We start from the raw sequence: 17,125 nt of genomic DNA on the forward strand, positions 1-17,125 counted from the left end.
AGCGGGTTTCTGCATATGGGTCCAGTTCCGGAAAACGCAGGGGTCCAGTCGGGCGTGAGCCGCGCGACGCCGCCGTCAGCGCCTCTGGGGCGGCAGCGCCGCGCGGCCCGTGGCCTCCGCGTACGCCTTGCCCAGACGGCGCGCCGCCTCGACGAGCTGAGCCTCATCGCACGCGGCGAAACCGAGGCGAGCGAAGTCGCGGGGTGCGGCTCCGAGCAGGAAGTGGCTCGCCGCCTGGAACGACACGCCGGCGGCCAGCGCGTGCTCGACCCAGGCGTCGACGTCCACGCCCGGCGCCTGTGCCCAGATTGCCAGTCCGCCATTCGGTGGCGTGAAGACGAGGTCGGGGACGTGGCGCGTCAGCGCTTCCGCGAGCGCGTCCCGGCGTGAGCGATAGAGGCGCCGCGCTCGGCGGACGTGTCGCTCGAGCTCTCCGTCCTCGATGAGCTCCGCCACCGCGCGCTCCACGATGTGGTCCCCCTGCTGGTCCACGTACGCGCGATAGCTCGCGATGCGCTCGGCGACCTCGGGGGTGGACGCCACGAAGCCCAACCGGAGGCCGGGCGCGAGAATCTTCGACAGCGTGCCGAAGTAGACGACCACGCCGAAGCGGTCCGAGTGCGCCAGCGGCAACACGGGCGAACCCTCGTACTGGAACTCGTGGTCGTAGTCGTCCTCGAGGATGAGCATGCCTCGCTGGCGTGCCAGCTCCAGCAGCCTCAGGCGCCGGGGCGCGCTCAAGGTCACCGTGGTGGGGAGCTGGTGGTGCGGCGTGAGGTAGACGGCGTTCACCCGCCGGGTGGCGCAGACCGCCTCGAGCGCGGCGACGTCCAGGCCTTCACCGTCCACCGGAATGGGCACCACCTCCACGCCGACGAGCTGGAACACGCCTCGGAAGGCCGGGTGGCTGTACGCCTCCACCGCGACGCAGTCTCCTGGCGCGAGCAGGGTCCGTGCCGCGAGGTACAGCCCCTGCTGGGTGCCGCGGACGATGTTGATGGTGTCGAGCGTCGCGCGCACGCCCCTGCTGCGCGTCAACATCTCGACCACGGCCTCGCGGAGCCGTGGTTCGCCTCGCGGGTCCCCATAGTCGAGCAGCCTTCGGGCGCCGCGGCCGTCGAGCGCGTGGCGGTACGCGCGCGACAATGCAGCGCGGGGGATGAACGAGAGCTCCGGGATTCCGCCCAACAGCAGCAGCTCCGCGCGTCGAGAACCCGCGGGCCCGGGGAGCTCGAGCCGTGGCAACCGGAATCCGGCGGCCCTCGCCATCGCCTTCCCCGAGGACTCGGGGGACACCGGCAGCTCGAGCGAGACGTAGGTCCCCTTCGCTCGCTCGCTGGTGATCCAGCCCTCCCGCGTCAGCTCGAAGAACGCAGCGACCACCGTCTTGCGGTGGACGCCCAGCTGCGCCGCCAGCTCGCGCGTGGACGGGAGCCGGTCTCCGGGTGCCAGGCGCCCACGCTGGATCTCCTCGGTGATGGCGCGGGCGATCTGCTGCGCGCGCGGACCTCGCCAGTCCGGACCGACCTTCAGCACGAACTCCCAGCCCATCCGCGCACGTCCTCTCACGCGACGTCTTCCTTGACGCTCACCGGCAAGGGTATCAACGCCGTTCACGGCGCGCCGCCCACGGCGTGGACGGGGGCGGGGGAAGGCAGGCGCCACGGTAGAGAGGACCGTGGCACCCGCCGGGGACCGCGAGCAGGGGCTAATGCACGACGGGCAGCAGGGTGACGGCGGCCCACGGCGAGGCGTTGGTGTCCACCGCCACCAGCCGGAAGGACGCCTCATTCTCCCCGTGCGTGGGCGACAGCGCGCCCGCGGCCACCGCGAAGACGCCCTTGCCGATGAAGAGCCCGGTGTCGAGGTCGAAGCGTGCCACCGGCGTGCGGTCGCTCGCGGAGGCGGCGGTCACGCCCACCCGGGCCTGGACCGCCGGCAGCTCCAGGCCCTCGGGCGCGGAGGCCTGCCGGTAGGTCACGTCGTTGAAGGCCGCCTGCGCCGGGACGAGCCCGTTCTCCAGCGGAGCCACGTCCACCTCGGGCGCGTCCGGCGAGGCGTGCACCACGCGCAGCCTCATGCTGTCGCTGTCCTGGGCGAAGCTGTCGGCGAAGGCGAGCAGCTCGAAGGTGGACGTCGCCGGGTCCCCCGCGCCGGGCGACAGGAAGCCTGTGGCCACCACGAGATAGCGGCCTCCGGCCTCCAGCGCGGGCGTGCTGTCGGCGCCGGCGGGGGAGCCCGCCGGGCGCGCGGCGCCCTGCGCATTCGCGAAGACGTCCAGGGTGTACGTGCCCGGCGGCACCTGGATGGGCTTGGAGAGCTGGCCGAAGGTCAGGTTGTCCACCAGCTCGGTGGTGCCCGCGAAGATGTCCACGGGGGGCGCGTCCGGCGAGGCGTGCAGCGCGTAGACGACGGGGTTCTGCCGGATGAAGCCCACCCCGGCCGCGAGCAGGCCGAAGCCGTTGGTGGCGCCAGGCTTCGCGGAGAGCTGTCCGGTGGCGATGACGAACACCTCGCCGCGAGACGGCAGGGCGGGGATGGTGAAGGCCGTCACCTTGGTGCCTCCCGCGAGCACGCCCACCTGGAAGGACTGGCCCGCGGGCAGGTCCACCCCGGCGGCGCCGGTGTCCTGGAAGCGCTGCAGGGCCGTCACCTCGGAGGAGCCGTCATCGCCCACGTCCAGCGCCACGGTGGGCGCGTCCGCGCCCGCGTGGACGATGCGCACGCGCGCCCGTCCGTCCGCCGGAGCGCCGAAGCCCTCCGCCAGCGGCAGCACGCGGAAGGCCTGCTGGGTGTTGGTGGAGCCGAGCAGGCCCGAGGCCAGCGCGCTCACGGTGGCGTTGGCATCCAGCGCCAGCGGGCCGGTGGAGTACACGGGCGCCGAGCTCGCCGCCGCGCCGGCCGCGCGCACCTGCACGGTGTACGTGCCCGCGGGCACGGAGGCGTAGCTCGTCGTGTCGCCGTACTTCACGTTGGTGAACAGTGGCGTCGACTGGCCCTCGGCATAGATGTCCACCGCCGGAGCGTCGGGCGACCCGTGGATGACGCGCAGCCTCGCGGTCTTGGTGTCCGGCGGATCCTTGTCGTCGTCTTCACCGCAGCCCGCGGCCAGCGTGGACATCGACGCGGCCAGCGCCGCCACCAGGACGCGGTTCCTCCAGAAGCTCCTCAGCATGTGTCTCTCCCGTGAATGGATGGATTGACTGAAGGCCGCACCTCAGCAGCGAGGTGCGGCGCGTCGGCGCAGCCCTGACGGAAAGAACTCACGGAGCTGGATGATGGGTGCTGCGCCGTCTCTTCGAATTCACGTACGGACGGGCGCAAAAAGCGTTTCCAGGGTTCGTGCGTCCGGCACGAAAGCCTCACCTCGCGGTCGCAGCATGAAGCCCGAGCGCTATGGGGTGGGCGTGCCGGCTCCGCCGAGGTCCTCGGGCGTGAGTTTCAGCGCCTCGCTGATGGCCAGGACGTCCTGGTACTCGCGCCAGTGCTTGATGAGGCCGTCGCGGACCCGCAGCACGCCAATGAGGGTCGCCGAGGCGCGCAGGCCCGTGGTGGTGACCGTCCCTGCCAGCTCGTATTCCACGACGATGACCTCAGGGTCGTCGGTCTGGTGGGTGGCCAGTTCGCGGAACTGCTCGAAACGCACCGGCAGGGCCGCGCTTCTGGCGCGGTAGAACGCCAGCCACGCCTCGCGGCCCTCATGACGTCGCATGCCTGGAGGGGAGAACGGGGTCTCGACCACGACATCTTCGGCCAGCAGCTCGGCTGGGAGGAGGGTAGCGCCGTCCCCGAGGAGTGCTTCCTGCATGCGCTGGTAGATGGTGAGAGGACCCGCGGTACAGACCGCCGACTGTGACATGGTCGAACCTCCCGACGTAAGATGAGTGCGACTCAGGATTGATAATGAGTCCGACTCACTTTTGCAAGGATGGGTGACGGATGGCTCGAGACGGTGTGCCTCCTGACGGCGGCGGTGCGGGTGAACGACCCGTTCGTGCCGATGCCCGCCGCAATCGCGAGCGCATCCTGGAGGCGGCCGAGGCCGTGTTCGCCGAGCAGGGCGCGTCGGCCTCGACCGAGGCCGTGGCCGCGCGCGCTGGCGTCGCGATTGGTACCGTGTTCCGGCACTTCCCGACCAAACCCGAGCTGCTCCAAGCCGTGGTGATGAATCTGCTGGACCGACTCATCACGGAAGTCGACGCGATGGTCGGCAATCAGGACGCAGTCACGGCCCTGTTCGAGTTCTGCGCCCGCGTCATGGCGGTGAGTGCCCAGAACAGGGCCGTGTTCGCCCGACTCGCCGAAACCGGGGTCCAGGTCCGCGTCGGAGACGCCCTGACACGCCTGCGGCCTGCCATCGATTTGCTGCTCGAACGCGCCCAGAAAGCAGGCACCGTCCGCGACGACCTGCGCCCCGTCGAGCTGGTCGCCCTGCTCGCAGCGCTCTGCCAGGAAGCGATGACTGATGAGTGGAGCGAACCCCTCCGCCAGCGCGCACTCACCATCCTCTTCGACGGCATGCGACCCACCGCAAGACCTTGACCGCCATCCAATAAACCTGCCGCGGACAGAAAGAGAGCAACAGGTGCGCACAGCCACTGGGTCCACTGAAAAGATGAACCTTCGTGCACTGCATAAGGAGATATATGCGCCTTCGCACAAGGACTTCAGTGTGGTTGTCGTGCCCAGGATGTCGTTTGTGATGGCTGACGGCGCGGGCAATCCAAATATCGCTCAAAGCTATAAGGATGCAGTTCAGGCGCTGTACGCGGTTTCATATGCCTTGAAGTTTGCCAGCAAGAAGTTGGCGAACAGGGACTATGTGGTCGCGCCGCTCGAGGGATTGTGGAGTGCCGATGATCCCGCTGCCTTCGTGCAGCGCCGTAAAGACGAGTGGAAGTGGACCATGATGATCATGCAGCCGGAGTGGATCACGAGGGAGATGTTCGACGAGGCCGTCGAGGTGGTGCGGACCAAGAAGAATCCGGCGGCTTTGTCTGGCGTGTATTTCGATACCTACGATGAAGGCCTGTCGGTGCAAATCATGCACATTGGCTCATATGACGATGAGGCGCCGACACTGAGGCGTTTGCATGAAGAGTACATGCCGGCGAATGGCTTTGATTTCAACGGGCCTCACCACGAGGTGTACCTTGGAGATCCGCGTAAAGCGGAGCCGTCGAAACTCAAGACAATCCTTCGGCAACCGGTCAAGAGAAGGACGTAACAGGCCGGCGGCCCTTGCCACGCACCTGATGGGAGCGCGGCCTGGGCAGGGGGGGATGGTGTGGGGCGACTCGACGACGGCACCCGCGTCTATTTCGGACTCCCGCGCTTTCCTGAGGACGAGGCGCCATCCGAGAAGACGCTGATGGGCGACCACAGAGCGCGCGAAGGGTACCGGAAACGGGGGTAGGCTCGCCGCGGGTGGATGAACCGCATTCCTCCTCACGAGACCCTCATGGCACCTGGCAACCTGGACCCAGCACGGCTTCGCCCGGGCACACGCGTGGGGCCGTGGCGCACGCTGGAACGGCGAGGACGCGGCGTCTACGGCGCTGTCTATCGCGCCATCAGGGCGGACGGGCACCCCGGGTTCGTGGCGCTCAAGCTGGCCCTGGGTCCTCGGGATGAACGCTTCACACGCGAAGTGGAGTTGCTCTCACGCATCCGTCATCCCAACGTCCCTCGCCTCGTCGGCCACGGGGAATGGGCGGACGCGGCTGGCACTGTCTACCCGTACCTCGCCATGGAGTTGGTGGACGGCGTACCTCTTTATGTCTGGGCGATGGAGCAACGGCCGACCTCCCGGCAGGTGCTCTCGTGCCTCGCCAGTCTCGCGCGGGCGCTGGAGGCCACGCATTCCGCGGGCGGCGTCCACCGGGATGTGAAGGGCGGCAACGTCGTCGTGAGGGATGGAGATGGCCAACCCTTCCTGACCGACTTCGGCTCCAGCCACTACGTTGGCGCGGCTACCATCACCTGGCCGCCATTTCCTCCAGGAACGCCGGCCTACCGTGCGCCGGAGGCGTGGCGCACAGTGCTGCGTCCCGGTCCCGACCGGTCCGTGCCCTATGCGCCCGGGCCGGCGGATGACGTCTACGCGCTGGGCGTCACCGCCTGGCGGTTGGTGACGGGCGAGTACTCTCGCGAGCTGGGACTGGCGGGGGAGGGAGCTCGCCTGTGGCGACCGGAAGGACCGAGCCACCTCGCTCCGCGAGTCCTCAATGGGCGCTGCTGCGTGGAGCTGGATGACCTCGTTTCCCGGATGCTCTCCGTGCACCCGGAGGCGCGCGGCAGCGCAGGCGAAGTGGCCGAAGCGCTGGAGGCTGCCGCGCGTGAAGCAGGGCCGGCGGCGGACGTGCCTCTGTTCAGCCCGGAAGAAGCCCGGCCCGCCCACGTGAATGAAGCCTCGCGGCGCGTTTCGTCGCGGGAGCGAAGTGCGAGCAGGAGGCACTGGCGCATCGCGGCCGCCGCCGCGGTATCCATGGGGGCCCTGGCCATCGCGGGGCTGCTGGGCACGCGGCACGGAGGCGTCCCCCCGGTGGCGAGCGTCTCCGTGCGTCTGGAGGCAAGGGACGCGGGCGCGGTGGCCGTCGGGGACTCCGCCCTGACGGAGCCTTCGTCCTCCGCCGCGCCACCTTCCGCGTTGGCGAGCATCGCCCAGGACATTCCCCCCAATCCCATCCCGGGACAGCGGCGGACAGATTCCAAAGGCCGCTGTCCAAGCCCGGGGCAGGTTCCCATCCAGGGGTATTGCTGGCTGAAGCAGGCCCTGGACCGGAAGGGCTGTGACGACAACGGCTACCTGTACCAGGACGGGCAGTGCTACGCGCCCGTGTTCCGGACCGCTCGCCCTGCCACGTCGAATCCCCGCGGACGGAAGTGAGCGCGCTCGAGGACGAGCTGGGCGTGGTGCTGTTCGAGCGCGTGGGACGGAGCCTCACGCTGACGCCGAGCGGGCGCGAGCTGCTCGACCCCGTGCGAGCCATGGGCGACGCCGCGGGGCGCGTCTCGCTCGCGGCCGGCGGACAGTCGCAGAGCATCACCGGGTTGGTCCGCATCTCGGCCAATGAGAGCTACTCGGCATTCCTGCTGCCGCCCATCGTGGAGCAGCTTCGGCGCGAGCGCCGGGCATCGAAATCGAGCTGGTCGCAACCAACACCGCGGTCGACCTGCGCCGACGGGAGGCGGATGTCGCGATCCGCAACTTCCGCCCCACCCAGCCCGACCTCATCGCCACCAAGGTCCGGGACGACCCGATGCGGCTGTATGCGGCGACCCGCTACCTTGCGAGCATCGGCAACCCACGCACGCCGAAGGCACTGAGCCGCGCCGACTTCATCGGGCCTGGCGGGACGGACGCCATGCTCAACGCGCTGAACGGGCTGGGCTTGAGCCTGACGCAACGGAACTGTGGCCGGCGGACGCTCCCGCGGTCCGGACGCCGCGGGAGGCAAAGCCCACCGCGAGCAGCTGGTGGACCTGGAGGCGCAGGCCGACGTGGACGCGCTCGTGGCGGGCTTCGAGCGGAACTCATCGAACGCTGGGTGGCTCTCCCTACTTCCACCCGGTGGGCACCTGCGCCATGGGCAAGGGTCGGGAGGCGGTGGTGGATGCGCGGCTGCGCGTGCACGGCATCGAGGGACTGCGCATCACGGACGCCTCCATCATCCCGACGATTCCCTCCGCCGGGACGCACGCGCCATCCATCATGATTGGCGAGTTCGCGTCACGCCTGCTCGTGGCCGGCTGAAGCGAGCGGGGCCGGTGCGCGGCCCCGTCGCGACGGGACGTCAGTCCTTGGTCCAGCGGAACGTCACGCGGTCGCCGCCGCTGAGCCGGCCCGCGAGGTTGTAGAGCTTGTACATCTCGGTGTGGACCGCGAAGATTCCCTTCGCCTTGCTGAAGACGAAGTACGAGCCCGGGTCGGTCACGATGCTCGTCCACTGCGAGTTGGTGTTGCAGTTGGCCGTCGAAGCCGAGGGCCAGTTGCACCAGGAGTTGCCGTTCTCGTTCCACACCTTCCAGTGGTCGCCGCCGCCGACGAGGCCCACCTGCTTCCACCACGTCACGGCCGAGCCGGACTCCAGTCGGAACTCCACCACGTCCGGCGACGCGGCGTTGTGCTCGACGATGACGTTGATGAGGTCACCGTCCGGCAGGTAGACGGGCTGGATGTCGGTGAGCCACGCCTTGTCACAGGTGATGCACGAGTTGAAGGTGTCGTTCGGGCCGGTGCATGAGCTGTTCGAGTACTCCAGCAGGTAGTCGTTGTTGTTCGCGCAGAAGGCACACGAATGCGCGTAGCTGGCGCTGATGCACGTGAGGGAGGTGGTGGTGCGGGAGCGGGTGAAGTCCTCCCAGGTGATGGTCGTCGCGGCCATGGCGGAGACGGTGCCGCCCTCGTCCTCCTGCTGGGGCGCGGGCTGCTGGGGCTGGGTCGTCTCGGGGGCGGGAGTGGGGGCGGGCTGCTCCTGGGGGCCGCAGCCGGCGCCTCCCACGAGGGTGAGTCCGAGCACCGTCGACACGAGCCATTTCTGCATCTGCATGGTGAATGTACTTTCGTTGAGGAACGCCTGAGGACAGGCGCTTCGCGCGGCCGCGCCAGCGAAGTGGGGTCGAGTTGGGGGAACGGCGGCCACCGAGCCCAGCCCGCGGCGAAACGTCGTCGCGCGCGGCGGGAACCCCGGTCCGCCCTCCATACGTAGGACCCTCGAAATGCTGGTTGTGCGGCCCCCTCTATTTCTTCGGGAGCCGCTCGGCGGCCGGGCCTCAGCCCAACGCGGCCCAGACGTACACGGCCGAGCAGGTCTGCGCCGCGTCGTAGGCGTTCTTCCCCGTCTTCGTATCGACGGGGGGCGCAGGCCGAGCACCTCCCGGACAGGTCACAGTGTGACGTCGGCGGTCACACCTGGCGGCCGTTCGCGGTGTGCAGGTGTGCGAAATCACTGGGCGCTGAGCCGGTATGCGGCTTGCGTTGTGAAGAGGACATGTTCGCCGTCTCCGCCACGCTGTCCCTCATGCTGGCCGCCGCTCCCACGGACGCCTGGTCGCTGGAGCGCGTGGTCGCGGAGGCCGTGGAGCGCGCGCCGGAGGTGGCGGCGGCGCGGGCCGAGGAGGTGGCCGCCGAGGGCGTGCGGGCCGCCGACGGAAGGTGGTTCCAGGCGAATCCACAGCTGGAGGCGAGTGTTTCCAGCGATGCGCTCACGGGCAACCAGGGCGAGCAGCGCGTGGAGCTGATGCTGAGCCAGACGGTGGAGGTGGCGGGGCAGCGGGGACTGCGCGTGGCCCGGGCAGAAGCGGCGGTGGACGCGGCCCGGGCGCGGCGGCGCGGGGTGGTGTTGGAGGCCGCGGCGGAAGCCGTGAGCGCGGCGGTGGAGCTGGAGCGGCGCGAGGCGCGGGCACGACTCGCGGAGGAGGCGCTGGAGCTGGCCCGGACGCTGGAGGAGGCGACAGCGCGCCGCTTCGCGGCCGGAGACGTACCGGAGTTGGAGCGCAATGGCGCGGCGCTGGAGCGGGCTCGCGCGGAGGCTCGGGCGGCGATGGCTCGAGCGGAGGCGGTGGGCGCGCGCGCGGCGCTGAACCGGAGGCTGGGGCGCCCGGCCGGGGCTCCGCTGAGCGTGTCGGTGCTGGCGAAGGCTGGGGCCGAAGTGGGACCGGCGACGGATGAGGAGGCACGTGGAGATGCAGGGGGTGCGAGCGTGACGTCGCCGGCAGCGCCGATGGGGATACAGGACCGGCCGCAGCTGCGCGCCACGCGGGCATCACTGCCATCGCCTCTGCTGAACGAGCGGCCCGAGCTCCAGGCGGCACGCGCCGAGGAAGCCGCGGCGAAGGCGGAGGTGGAGCTGCTGCGGAGAGAGCGCTTCCCGGACCCGACGCTGGGCCTGGGCTACGAGCGGGAGCGGCGCCCCGAGTCGCACGGTGCCTTCACGGACCTGCACACCGAGCACCTGCTGGTCGCGCGGCTGTCCCTTCCGCTGCCGCTGTGGGAGCGGAACCAGCGCGAGCTGGCGGAGGCGGGCGCGAGGCGCTCGGCGCGTGAAGCGGAGCGGGTGGCCCGCGAGCGGCAGGTGGACGCTGAGTCGACCGTGGCGCGAAGCACGCTCGAAGCCGCGCGAGCCGCATACACCGCACTGCAAGCGGCCCGGCCCTCCGTGGAGCGCAACCTGGAGCTGATGCGCCGTGCCTACGAGGCGGGAGAGCTGGGCCTGGACGCGCTGTTGCTGGCACGAGACAGGGCCTTCTCCGCGAGGGCCGAGGCGGTGGACGCGGCGGCGGAGCTGGCCCGCGCTCGCACCGCACTGCTGCGAGCGGAGGGACGGCTGCCCACGGGAGGGGTGCCGCGATGAGAACGATGACCTGGATGCTGGCGCTGTGTCTCTCCCTGCCGCTGCTCGCGGGCGCGCACGAGGGCGAGTCGCACGGTGCGCCGCCCCCGGTGGCCACGACAGGCGAGGCCCTGCATGTGCTGGCGGCGACGGGAGACCTCTTCGAGGTGGTGCTCAAGCACCCGGAGCACGCGGACGGTCCGAAGACGCCGGTGCGCCTGCTGGTGGCCGACAGCGCGACGAACGCCCCCGTCAGCGGCGCACAGGTGGAGCTGACGCTGACCGGGGCCGACGTGCAGTCCCTGGTGTCGAAGATGGAGTCACCGGGCATCTACGTGGCCGAAGCGGAGCTGGCGCCCGAGGTGGAACTGGCCGCCGTCGCGACGGTGACCCGGGGCGACAGGGTGGACGTGCTGGCCCTGGGCACGGTGCACGTGGAGGCGGAGCACGAGGACGCCCCCGCGGTGGGGGATGGCTGGCTCGGCTGGGGTGTCGCAGGCGGCGTGGCCCTGCTGGTGGCGGTGGGCGCGTGGTGGGTGTCGCGGCGCAAGAGGGGGCTGCTGTGAGTGACACGACGTGCCTGATGACGGAGCTGGCTCCGGCAGCCTTCGAGCGCCGGGTGAGCGCGATGAGCCGGTTGCGCGCTCCTGTCGCGTACCGCGCGGATGACAACTCGCCGGCTGCCCGGCTCCCGACGCGAACGCTCCTGCACGTATCCTTTATATGTCTCGCCCTGCTCGCGAGCCCCCGGGCCCACGCGCATGAGGGCCACGTCCAGGCTCAGGCCGCGCAACAGCAGCCCATCGTCCCCGGCGTGGGCTTCGCCGTGCCCAAGGAGACGCAATTCCTCCTCGAAGTACGTACCCAGCGCGCGGCGGTGCGGCCGCTGGAGTCGCGCCTGGTGGCTCCCGGCAAGGTGGTGCCGCGCACGGACCGCTACGCGCAGGTCTCCGCGCCGGTGTCCGGCCGCGTGCTGGCCTCCGGCGCCTCGGTGCCGCTGGTGGGCCAGCGCGTGAAGCGCGGCGAGGTGCTGGCGCTGGTGCAGCAGAGCCTCTCCACCTCGGAGGCCACGGGCCTGTCGACGGGCTACATCCAGGCGGAGGCGGAGGTCTCCCGCGCGCAGGCCGCGCTGGAGCAGGCCCGCAGGGACCTCGCACGCCTGGAGTCCCTGCAGGGCGTGGTGGCGGAGAAGGAAGTCCAACAGGCGCGGCTCACCGTGAGCACGGCGGAGCAGGAGCTCGGCCGGGCGAAGGCCTCGCGAGACGTGCTGTCCGGCGCGCGCCAGGGGCAGGGCACGGCGCGCTTCCCGCTGGTGGCTCCCATCGACGGCGTGCTGGTGGAGGCCCGCGCCACCGTGGGCGAGCAGGTGGACCCGGCGCGCCCGCTGTTCGCGGTGCTCGACGCCTCCGTCGTCTGGGTGGAGGCGCGTGTCTACGAGGGGGACGTGGCGCGGGTGGAGGGCGCCTCGGGCGCGCTGGTGGCCACGCCCGCGTACGAGGGCCAGCACTTCGCCGCACGGCTCTACAACGTGGGACAACTTGTGGACGAGTCCACGCGCAGCGTCCGCGTCCTCTTCGAGGTGGACAACCGTGAGGGCCGCCTGCGCCCGGGCATGTTCGTGGACGTGGCCATTGGCGAGGGTGGACGGCGGGACGCGCTGGCGGTGCCCGCGCCGGCGGTGGTGGAGGAGGAGGGCCGTGCCTTCGTCTTCGTCCACACCACGCCCGAGGCCTTCGAGCTGCGCCCGGTGGTGCTCGGCGGGCGGGACGGCGAGTGGCGCGAGGTGCGCCAGGGCCTGAAGGCGGGCGAGCGCGTGGTGGTGGGCGGCGTGGCGGCGCTGCGCATGGCGAGGGGAGGCGGCAGGTGATTGACCGCGTCATCCTCCTCGCGCTGCGGCACCGCCTGTTCGTCGTGCTGGCGGCGGTGGCGCTGCTGCTCTACGGCGGCTGGGCCGTCACGCGCCTGCCGGTGGACGTATTCCCGGACCTCAACCGTCCCACCGTGACGGTGATGACGGAGGCGGGCGGCCTGTCGCCGGAGGAGGTGGAGACGCTCGTCACCACGCCGCTGGAAACGGCGATGAACGGAGCGCCGGGCGTGCAGCGCGTGCGCTCGTCGTCGGGCGTGGGCCTGTCCATCGTCTACGTGGAGTTCGACTGGGGCACGGACATCTACCTGGACCGGCAGCTCGTGTCCGAGCGGCTCCAGGTGGCGCGCGAGCGGCTGCCTCGCGACGTGACGCCGCACCTGACGCCGGTGTCCTCAATCATGGGCGAAATCCTCCTGCTCGGCGTGCAGAGCGAGAGCGGGAGCACGTCCCCGCTGGAGCTGCGCTCGCTCGCGGACTGGACGCTCCGCCAGCGCCTGTTGACGATTCCGGGCATCGCCCAGGTGACGGTGCTGGGCGGCGGCGTGAAGCAGTTCCAGGTGCGCGTGGACCCGGAGAAGCTGCTCGCCTTCGGGCTCACCTTCGAGGAGGTGGAGCGCGCGGCGGGGCTGGCGCAGGGCAACACCACGGGCGGCTTCGTGGACAAGGGCGGCCGCGAGTACCTCGTCCGCAACCTCGCGCGCAGCGCGTCCGCGGAGGACCTGGCGGGCACCGTGGTGGCGGTACGCGACGGCGTGCCGGTGCGCCTGTCGCAGGTAGCCGAAGTCGCGGTGGGCCCGGCGGTGAAGCGCGGCGACGGCGGAATGAATGGTCGTTCCGCGGTCATCCTCGCGGTGCAGAAGCAGCCCGGCGCCAGCACGCTGGAGCTGACCGGGAAGGTGGACGACGCACTGAAGGAGTTGCGCACCACGCTGCCCGCGGACGTGCGGGTGGAGACGCTCTTCCGTCAGGCGGACTTCATCCACTCCGCCATCGGCAACGTGGCGGAGGCGCTGCGTGACGGCGCGCTGCTCGTGGTGGTGGTGCTGTTCCTCTTCCTGGTCAACCTGCGCACCACGGCGATTACCCTCACCGCGATTCCGCTGTCCCTCGTCATCACCGCGCTGGTGATGAAGGCGTTCGGCCTGTCCATCAACACGCTGACGCTGGGCGGACTCGCGGTGGCGATTGGCGAGCTGGTGGATGACGCCATCGTGGACGTGGAGAACGTCTACCGCCGCCTCAAGGAGAACCGCGCGAAGGACAGGCCCGAGTCCGCGCTCCGCGTCATCTTCAAGGCTTCGTCCGAGGTGCGCGGCTCCATCGTCTTCGCCACGCTCATCGTGGTGCTGGTGTTCATCCCGCTGTTCGCACTCGGTGGAATCGAGGGCCGGCTCTTCGCGCCGCTCGGCGTGGCGTACATCGTGTCCATCCTCGCGTCGCTGCTGGTGTCGCTCACGGTGACTCCGGCGCTGTGCGCGTACCTGCTGCCGAAGGGGCGCCTGCTGGAGCACGGCGACGGCGCGCTGGTGCGCTGGCTGAAGGCGCGAGCGCGGCGGGTGCTGGAGGTGGCGCTGGCGCATCCCCGCCCGGTGATGACGGGCGCGGCGGTGCTGGTGCTCGCGGCGGCGGTGGTGGTGCCCTTCCTGGGCCGCTCCTTCCTCCCCCCCTTCAACGAGGGCACCGCCACGGTGACGCTGATTGCGCCGCCGGGCACGTCGCTGGAGGAGTCCAACCGCTTCGGGCTCATCGCCGAGCGCCTCATCGCCGCGGTCCCAGAGGTGAAGACGGTGGGCCGACGCACCGGCCGCGCCGAGCAGGACGAGCATGCGGAGGGCGTCCACTACTCGGAGCTGGACGTGGACTTCAAGGCGGGGGACGGGCGCGCGCGGGAGGTGGTGCTCGGGGACATCCGCGAGCGGCTCGCGCAGCTCCCGGGCATGTCCATCTCCGTGGGGCAGCCCATCTCGCACCGGCTGGACCACCTGCTGTCGGGCATTCGCGCGCAGGTGGCGGTGAAGCTCTTCGGGCAGGACCTGGACGTGCTGCGCGGCAAGGCGGAGGAGGTCCGCGCCGTCATGGCGGGCGTGCCCGGAATCGTGGACCTGCAGGTGGAGCAGCAGACGCTGATTCCGCAGCTCCAGGTGCGGCTGAAGCGCGAGGAGGCGGCGCGGCTGGGCGTGCAGCCCGGCGCCATGGCGGAGCAACTGGAGAAGGTCTTCAACGGCGTGGTGGTGGGGCAGGTGCTGGAGGGACAGCGCACCTTCGACGTGCTGGTGCGGTACGACGAGCGCTCGCGAGTGGACGCGGAGGCGTTCCGCCGGGCGCTGGTGGACACGCCGTCGGGGGCGCGGGTGCCGGTGGCGGCCATCGCGGACGTCGTGGAGTCCCAGGGGCCCAACGTCATCCACCATGACCACCTGCAGCGGCGCATCGTGGTGATGGCGAACGTGTCGGGGAGAGACCTGGGCAGCGCGGTGGAGCAGGTCCGCGAGCGCGTGGCCGCGCAGGTGACGCTGCCTCCCGGGGCCTTCGTCACGTACGAGGGCCAGTTCGAGAGCCAGCAGTCCGCGACGCGCCTCATCGCCCTGCTGTCGCTCCTGTCGCTGGCGGGCATGTTCCTGGTGCTGTACGCGCACTTCCGCTCGGTGCGGCTGGTGCTCCAGGTGATGCTCAACATCCCGCTGGCGCTGGTGGGCAGCGTGACGGCGGTGGTGCTCACCGGGCAGCCGCTGTCCGTGGCCACGCTGGTGGGCTTCATCACCCTGTGTGGCATCGCCAGCCGCAACACCATCATGCTCATCTCGCACTACCTGCACCTCGTCGAGGTGGAGGGGGAGACGTTCAGCAAGGAGTTGGTGCTGCGCGGCTCGCTGGAGCGGCTGGTGCCGGTGCTGATGACGGCGCTGACGGCGGGGCTGGCGCTGGTGCCGCTGGCGCTCGCGTCGGGAGCGCCGGGCAAGGAAATCCTGCACCCGGTGGCGACGGTCATCCTCGGGGGGCTCATCAGCTCCACCCTGTTGGACCTGCTCGTCACGCCGGCCGTGTTCTTCCGCTTCGGGCGTCCGGCCCTGGAGCGCTACCTGGCGCGCAAGGCGGCGGCGCGCGCCGAAGAAGACCCCCAGCTCCCGGAGGCAGTGCCTCCCGGTGAGCAGCTCGCGAGCTCGCTATGACGGTGAGCACCGTGAGGAACGTTTGGAGGATGTTCGAGATGAGGAAGCAAGTCATCGCGGCGGTGATGGCGGTGGGACTGGTGGCCGCTTGCAGCAAGAAGGACGCGCCTTCCGAAGCGCAGGCGCAGGCTCCGGCGGCGAAGTCGCACGCCGCCGCCGAGCCGCATGCCCACGCCGCGCCGCATGGTGGAGTCGTGGAGTCCACGTCACAGGGGCACCTGGAATTGGTGGTGACCCGCGCGGGCGGCTACCGCGTCTACCTGCTGGACGACGCGCTCGCGGTGCGCCCGGTGGAGGGGGCCAGCGGCACGGTGAAGGTGGCCAAGGGCGGTCATCCGGACGTGAAGCTGGCGCCGGTGGGAGACCACCTCGAAGGGCAGGGGCCGGCGCACTCGGACGACCACCTGACCATGGTGGTGACGGTGGTGCGCGGCGGGAAGCCGGAGGTGGCGCGCTTCTCCGCGCACCTGGAGGAGCACGGGCACGAGGGCGCTTCCGCCACGCCGATGCAGGCGCATGACCACACGCCCCTGCACGGCGGCATCGTGGCGATGAGCGGGGACACGCACCTGGAGGTCCTGTCGCTGAAGTCCGGCGAGGTGCGCGTCTGGGTGACGGATGCGTTCCGGCAGCCGCTGCCGCTGGCGGGGAAGAAGGGCACGGTGGAAGCCGGTGGTGCCTCCGCGCCGCTGGTCCCCGGCGCGGCGGGAGAGTTCCTCACGGGCACACTGCCTCCCGCCGACGGCGAGCGTGAGGTGACGGTGCGCCTGCCCATGCCGGACGACCCCGAGTACTTCATCGGCTTCCTGCTCACGCCCGTGGACGCGGCGAAGGCGCCCGCCGCGAAGGCTCCGGCGGACGCAGCGGTGCAGGAGGTCACCATCACCGTGCAGGGCGGCTACCAGCCGAGCGAGGTGACGCTGAAGCAGGGCGTGCCGGCGCGGCTGCGCTTCGTGCGCAAGGACACCGGCGGGTGTGGGGACGAATTGCTCATCCCCGACTTCGGCGTGCGCCAGCCGCTTCCGGGCCTGAAGGAGACGGTGGTGGACTTCGTTCCGGACAAGACAGGCACCTTCGCTTTCACCTGCGGCATGCAGATGATGAAGGGCACGCTGGTGGTGCGATGAGCGGCGAACAACAGGACACCATCGAGGTACCCGTCGAGGACGTGATTCCGGCGCTGGTGGGCAACCACCGTCAGTTCCTCGGCTTCCTGGAGCGTCGCGTGGGCAGCCGGGCGGTGGCGGAGGAAATCCTCCAGTCGGCCTTCGTGAAGACGCTGGAGAAGGGCGGCGCGCTGCGCGATGGCGAGGGCGCGGTGCCGTGGTTCTACCGGTTGCTGCGCAACGCGCTGGTGGACCACTACCGTCGCCAGGCCGCGGAGGGCCGAGCGCTGGAGCGCGAGGCCCGTGAGGCGACGGAGGCTTCCGAGGACCCGGAGTTGAAGAGCGCCGTCTGCGCCTGCGTGGGCGAGCTGCTGCCCACCCTCAAGCCGGAGTATGCGGAGCTGGTGCGCAAGGTGGACCTGGAGGAGCGCGGTGTGACGGACGTGGCGAAGGAGGCGGGCATCACCGCCAACAACGCGGGCGTCCGCCTGCACCGGGCGCGGCAGGCCCTGAAGAAGCAGCTCGAGCGGAGCTGTGGCACCTGCGCCTCGCACGGCTGCCTGGACTGCTCGTGCAAGAAGTCCCGCGTGTGAGTGGATGACACACGCCTTGCCGACGACCTGGGCCCCCTGTTAACTCTCACCC

General features: G+C 70.6%; 14 protein-coding genes and 1 pseudogene. 11 read left to right on the plus strand and 4 right to left on the minus strand.

The window, feature by feature from the left end; translation table 11 throughout:
- Window positions 1–75: 75 nt before the first annotated feature.
- The 3 genes from pdxR to ACX9TP_RS06470 all read right to left on the minus strand — a co-directional run bounded on the left by pdxR (window position 76) and on the right by ACX9TP_RS06470 (window position 3,859).
- Entirely contained in the window at window positions 76–1,569 is a 1,494-nt protein-coding gene (gene pdxR / locus ACX9TP_RS06460) for a MocR-like pyridoxine biosynthesis transcription factor PdxR (protein WP_482978840.1), read from the minus strand.
- Between the two features lie 139 nt (window positions 1,570–1,708).
- On the minus strand, window positions 1,709–3,175 hold the full coding sequence (locus ACX9TP_RS06465) for a DUF4397 domain-containing protein (RefSeq protein WP_482978841.1): 1,467 nt from the start codon (window positions 3,173–3,175) through the stop codon (window positions 1,709–1,711).
- A 219-nt stretch (window positions 3,176–3,394) separates the two neighbouring features.
- On the minus strand, window positions 3,395–3,859 hold the full coding sequence (locus ACX9TP_RS06470; RefSeq protein ID WP_482978842.1) for a nuclear transport factor 2 family protein: 465 nt from the start codon (window positions 3,857–3,859) through the stop codon (window positions 3,395–3,397).
- Window positions 3,860–3,939: 80 nt separating this feature from the next.
- Between ACX9TP_RS06470 and ACX9TP_RS06475 the strand changes: the two genes are divergently transcribed.
- The 5 genes and pseudogenes from ACX9TP_RS06475 to ACX9TP_RS06495 all read left to right on the plus strand — a co-directional run bounded on the left by ACX9TP_RS06475 (window position 3,940) and on the right by ACX9TP_RS06495 (window position 7,756).
- Window positions 3,940–4,542, plus strand: coding sequence for a TetR/AcrR family transcriptional regulator (locus ACX9TP_RS06475; protein WP_482978843.1), 603 nt, complete (start codon window positions 3,940–3,942; stop codon window positions 4,540–4,542).
- A 160-nt stretch (window positions 4,543–4,702) separates the two neighbouring features.
- The gene (locus tag ACX9TP_RS06480) at window positions 4,703–5,227 is read left to right on the plus strand and encodes a GyrI-like domain-containing protein (RefSeq protein WP_482978844.1); all 525 of its coding nucleotides are present in this window, start codon (window positions 4,703–4,705) and stop codon (window positions 5,225–5,227) included.
- Between the two features lie 234 nt (window positions 5,228–5,461).
- Window positions 5,462–6,889 (plus strand): serine/threonine-protein kinase, encoded by a 1,428-nt coding sequence (locus tag ACX9TP_RS06485; RefSeq protein WP_482978845.1) that lies wholly within the window; start codon window positions 5,462–5,464, stop codon window positions 6,887–6,889.
- Window positions 6,890–7,175: 286 nt separating this feature from the next.
- A pseudogene (locus ACX9TP_RS06490) lies at window positions 7,176–7,343 on the plus strand (LysR substrate-binding domain-containing protein); the annotation flags it as partial.
- Window positions 7,344–7,546: 203 nt separating this feature from the next.
- On the plus strand, window positions 7,547–7,756 hold the full coding sequence (locus ACX9TP_RS06495; RefSeq protein ID WP_482982124.1) for a GMC oxidoreductase: 210 nt from the start codon (window positions 7,547–7,549) through the stop codon (window positions 7,754–7,756).
- A 40-nt stretch (window positions 7,757–7,796) separates the two neighbouring features.
- Here ACX9TP_RS06495 and ACX9TP_RS06500 read toward each other — a convergent pair whose 3' ends face one another.
- Window positions 7,797–8,552, minus strand: a complete 756-nt coding sequence (locus tag ACX9TP_RS06500) for a hypothetical protein (RefSeq protein WP_482978846.1) — start codon at window positions 8,550–8,552, stop codon at window positions 7,797–7,799.
- Between the two features lie 441 nt (window positions 8,553–8,993).
- Between ACX9TP_RS06500 and ACX9TP_RS06505 the strand changes: the two genes are divergently transcribed.
- The 6 genes from ACX9TP_RS06505 to ACX9TP_RS06530 all read left to right on the plus strand — a co-directional run bounded on the left by ACX9TP_RS06505 (window position 8,994) and on the right by ACX9TP_RS06530 (window position 17,073).
- Window positions 8,994–10,355 (plus strand): TolC family protein, encoded by a 1,362-nt coding sequence (locus tag ACX9TP_RS06505; protein ID WP_482978847.1) that lies wholly within the window; start codon window positions 8,994–8,996, stop codon window positions 10,353–10,355.
- Window positions 10,352–10,900, plus strand: coding sequence for a hypothetical protein (locus tag ACX9TP_RS06510; protein ID WP_482978848.1), 549 nt, complete (start codon window positions 10,352–10,354; stop codon window positions 10,898–10,900). The genes ACX9TP_RS06505 and ACX9TP_RS06510 overlap by 4 nt, the downstream gene beginning before the upstream one ends.
- Before the next feature lie 260 nt (window positions 10,901–11,160).
- The gene (locus ACX9TP_RS06515; protein ID WP_482978849.1) at window positions 11,161–12,201 is read left to right on the plus strand and encodes an efflux RND transporter periplasmic adaptor subunit; all 1,041 of its coding nucleotides are present in this window, start codon (window positions 11,161–11,163) and stop codon (window positions 12,199–12,201) included.
- Complete coding sequence (locus tag ACX9TP_RS06520) at window positions 12,198–15,374, plus strand: efflux RND transporter permease subunit (protein ID WP_482978850.1); 3,177 nt, start codon at window positions 12,198–12,200, stop codon at window positions 15,372–15,374. The genes ACX9TP_RS06515 and ACX9TP_RS06520 overlap by 4 nt, the downstream gene beginning before the upstream one ends.
- Window positions 15,375–15,412: 38 nt before the next feature.
- Window positions 15,413–16,501, plus strand: a complete 1,089-nt coding sequence (locus tag ACX9TP_RS06525; RefSeq protein WP_482978851.1) for a cupredoxin domain-containing protein — start codon at window positions 15,413–15,415, stop codon at window positions 16,499–16,501.
- The gene (locus tag ACX9TP_RS06530) at window positions 16,498–17,073 is read left to right on the plus strand and encodes an RNA polymerase sigma factor (protein WP_482978852.1); all 576 of its coding nucleotides are present in this window, start codon (window positions 16,498–16,500) and stop codon (window positions 17,071–17,073) included. The genes ACX9TP_RS06525 and ACX9TP_RS06530 overlap by 4 nt, the downstream gene beginning before the upstream one ends.
- The last annotated feature ends 52 nt before the right edge of the window (window positions 17,074–17,125 follow it).

The organism is Pyxidicoccus sp. M15 (assembly GCF_056858435.1).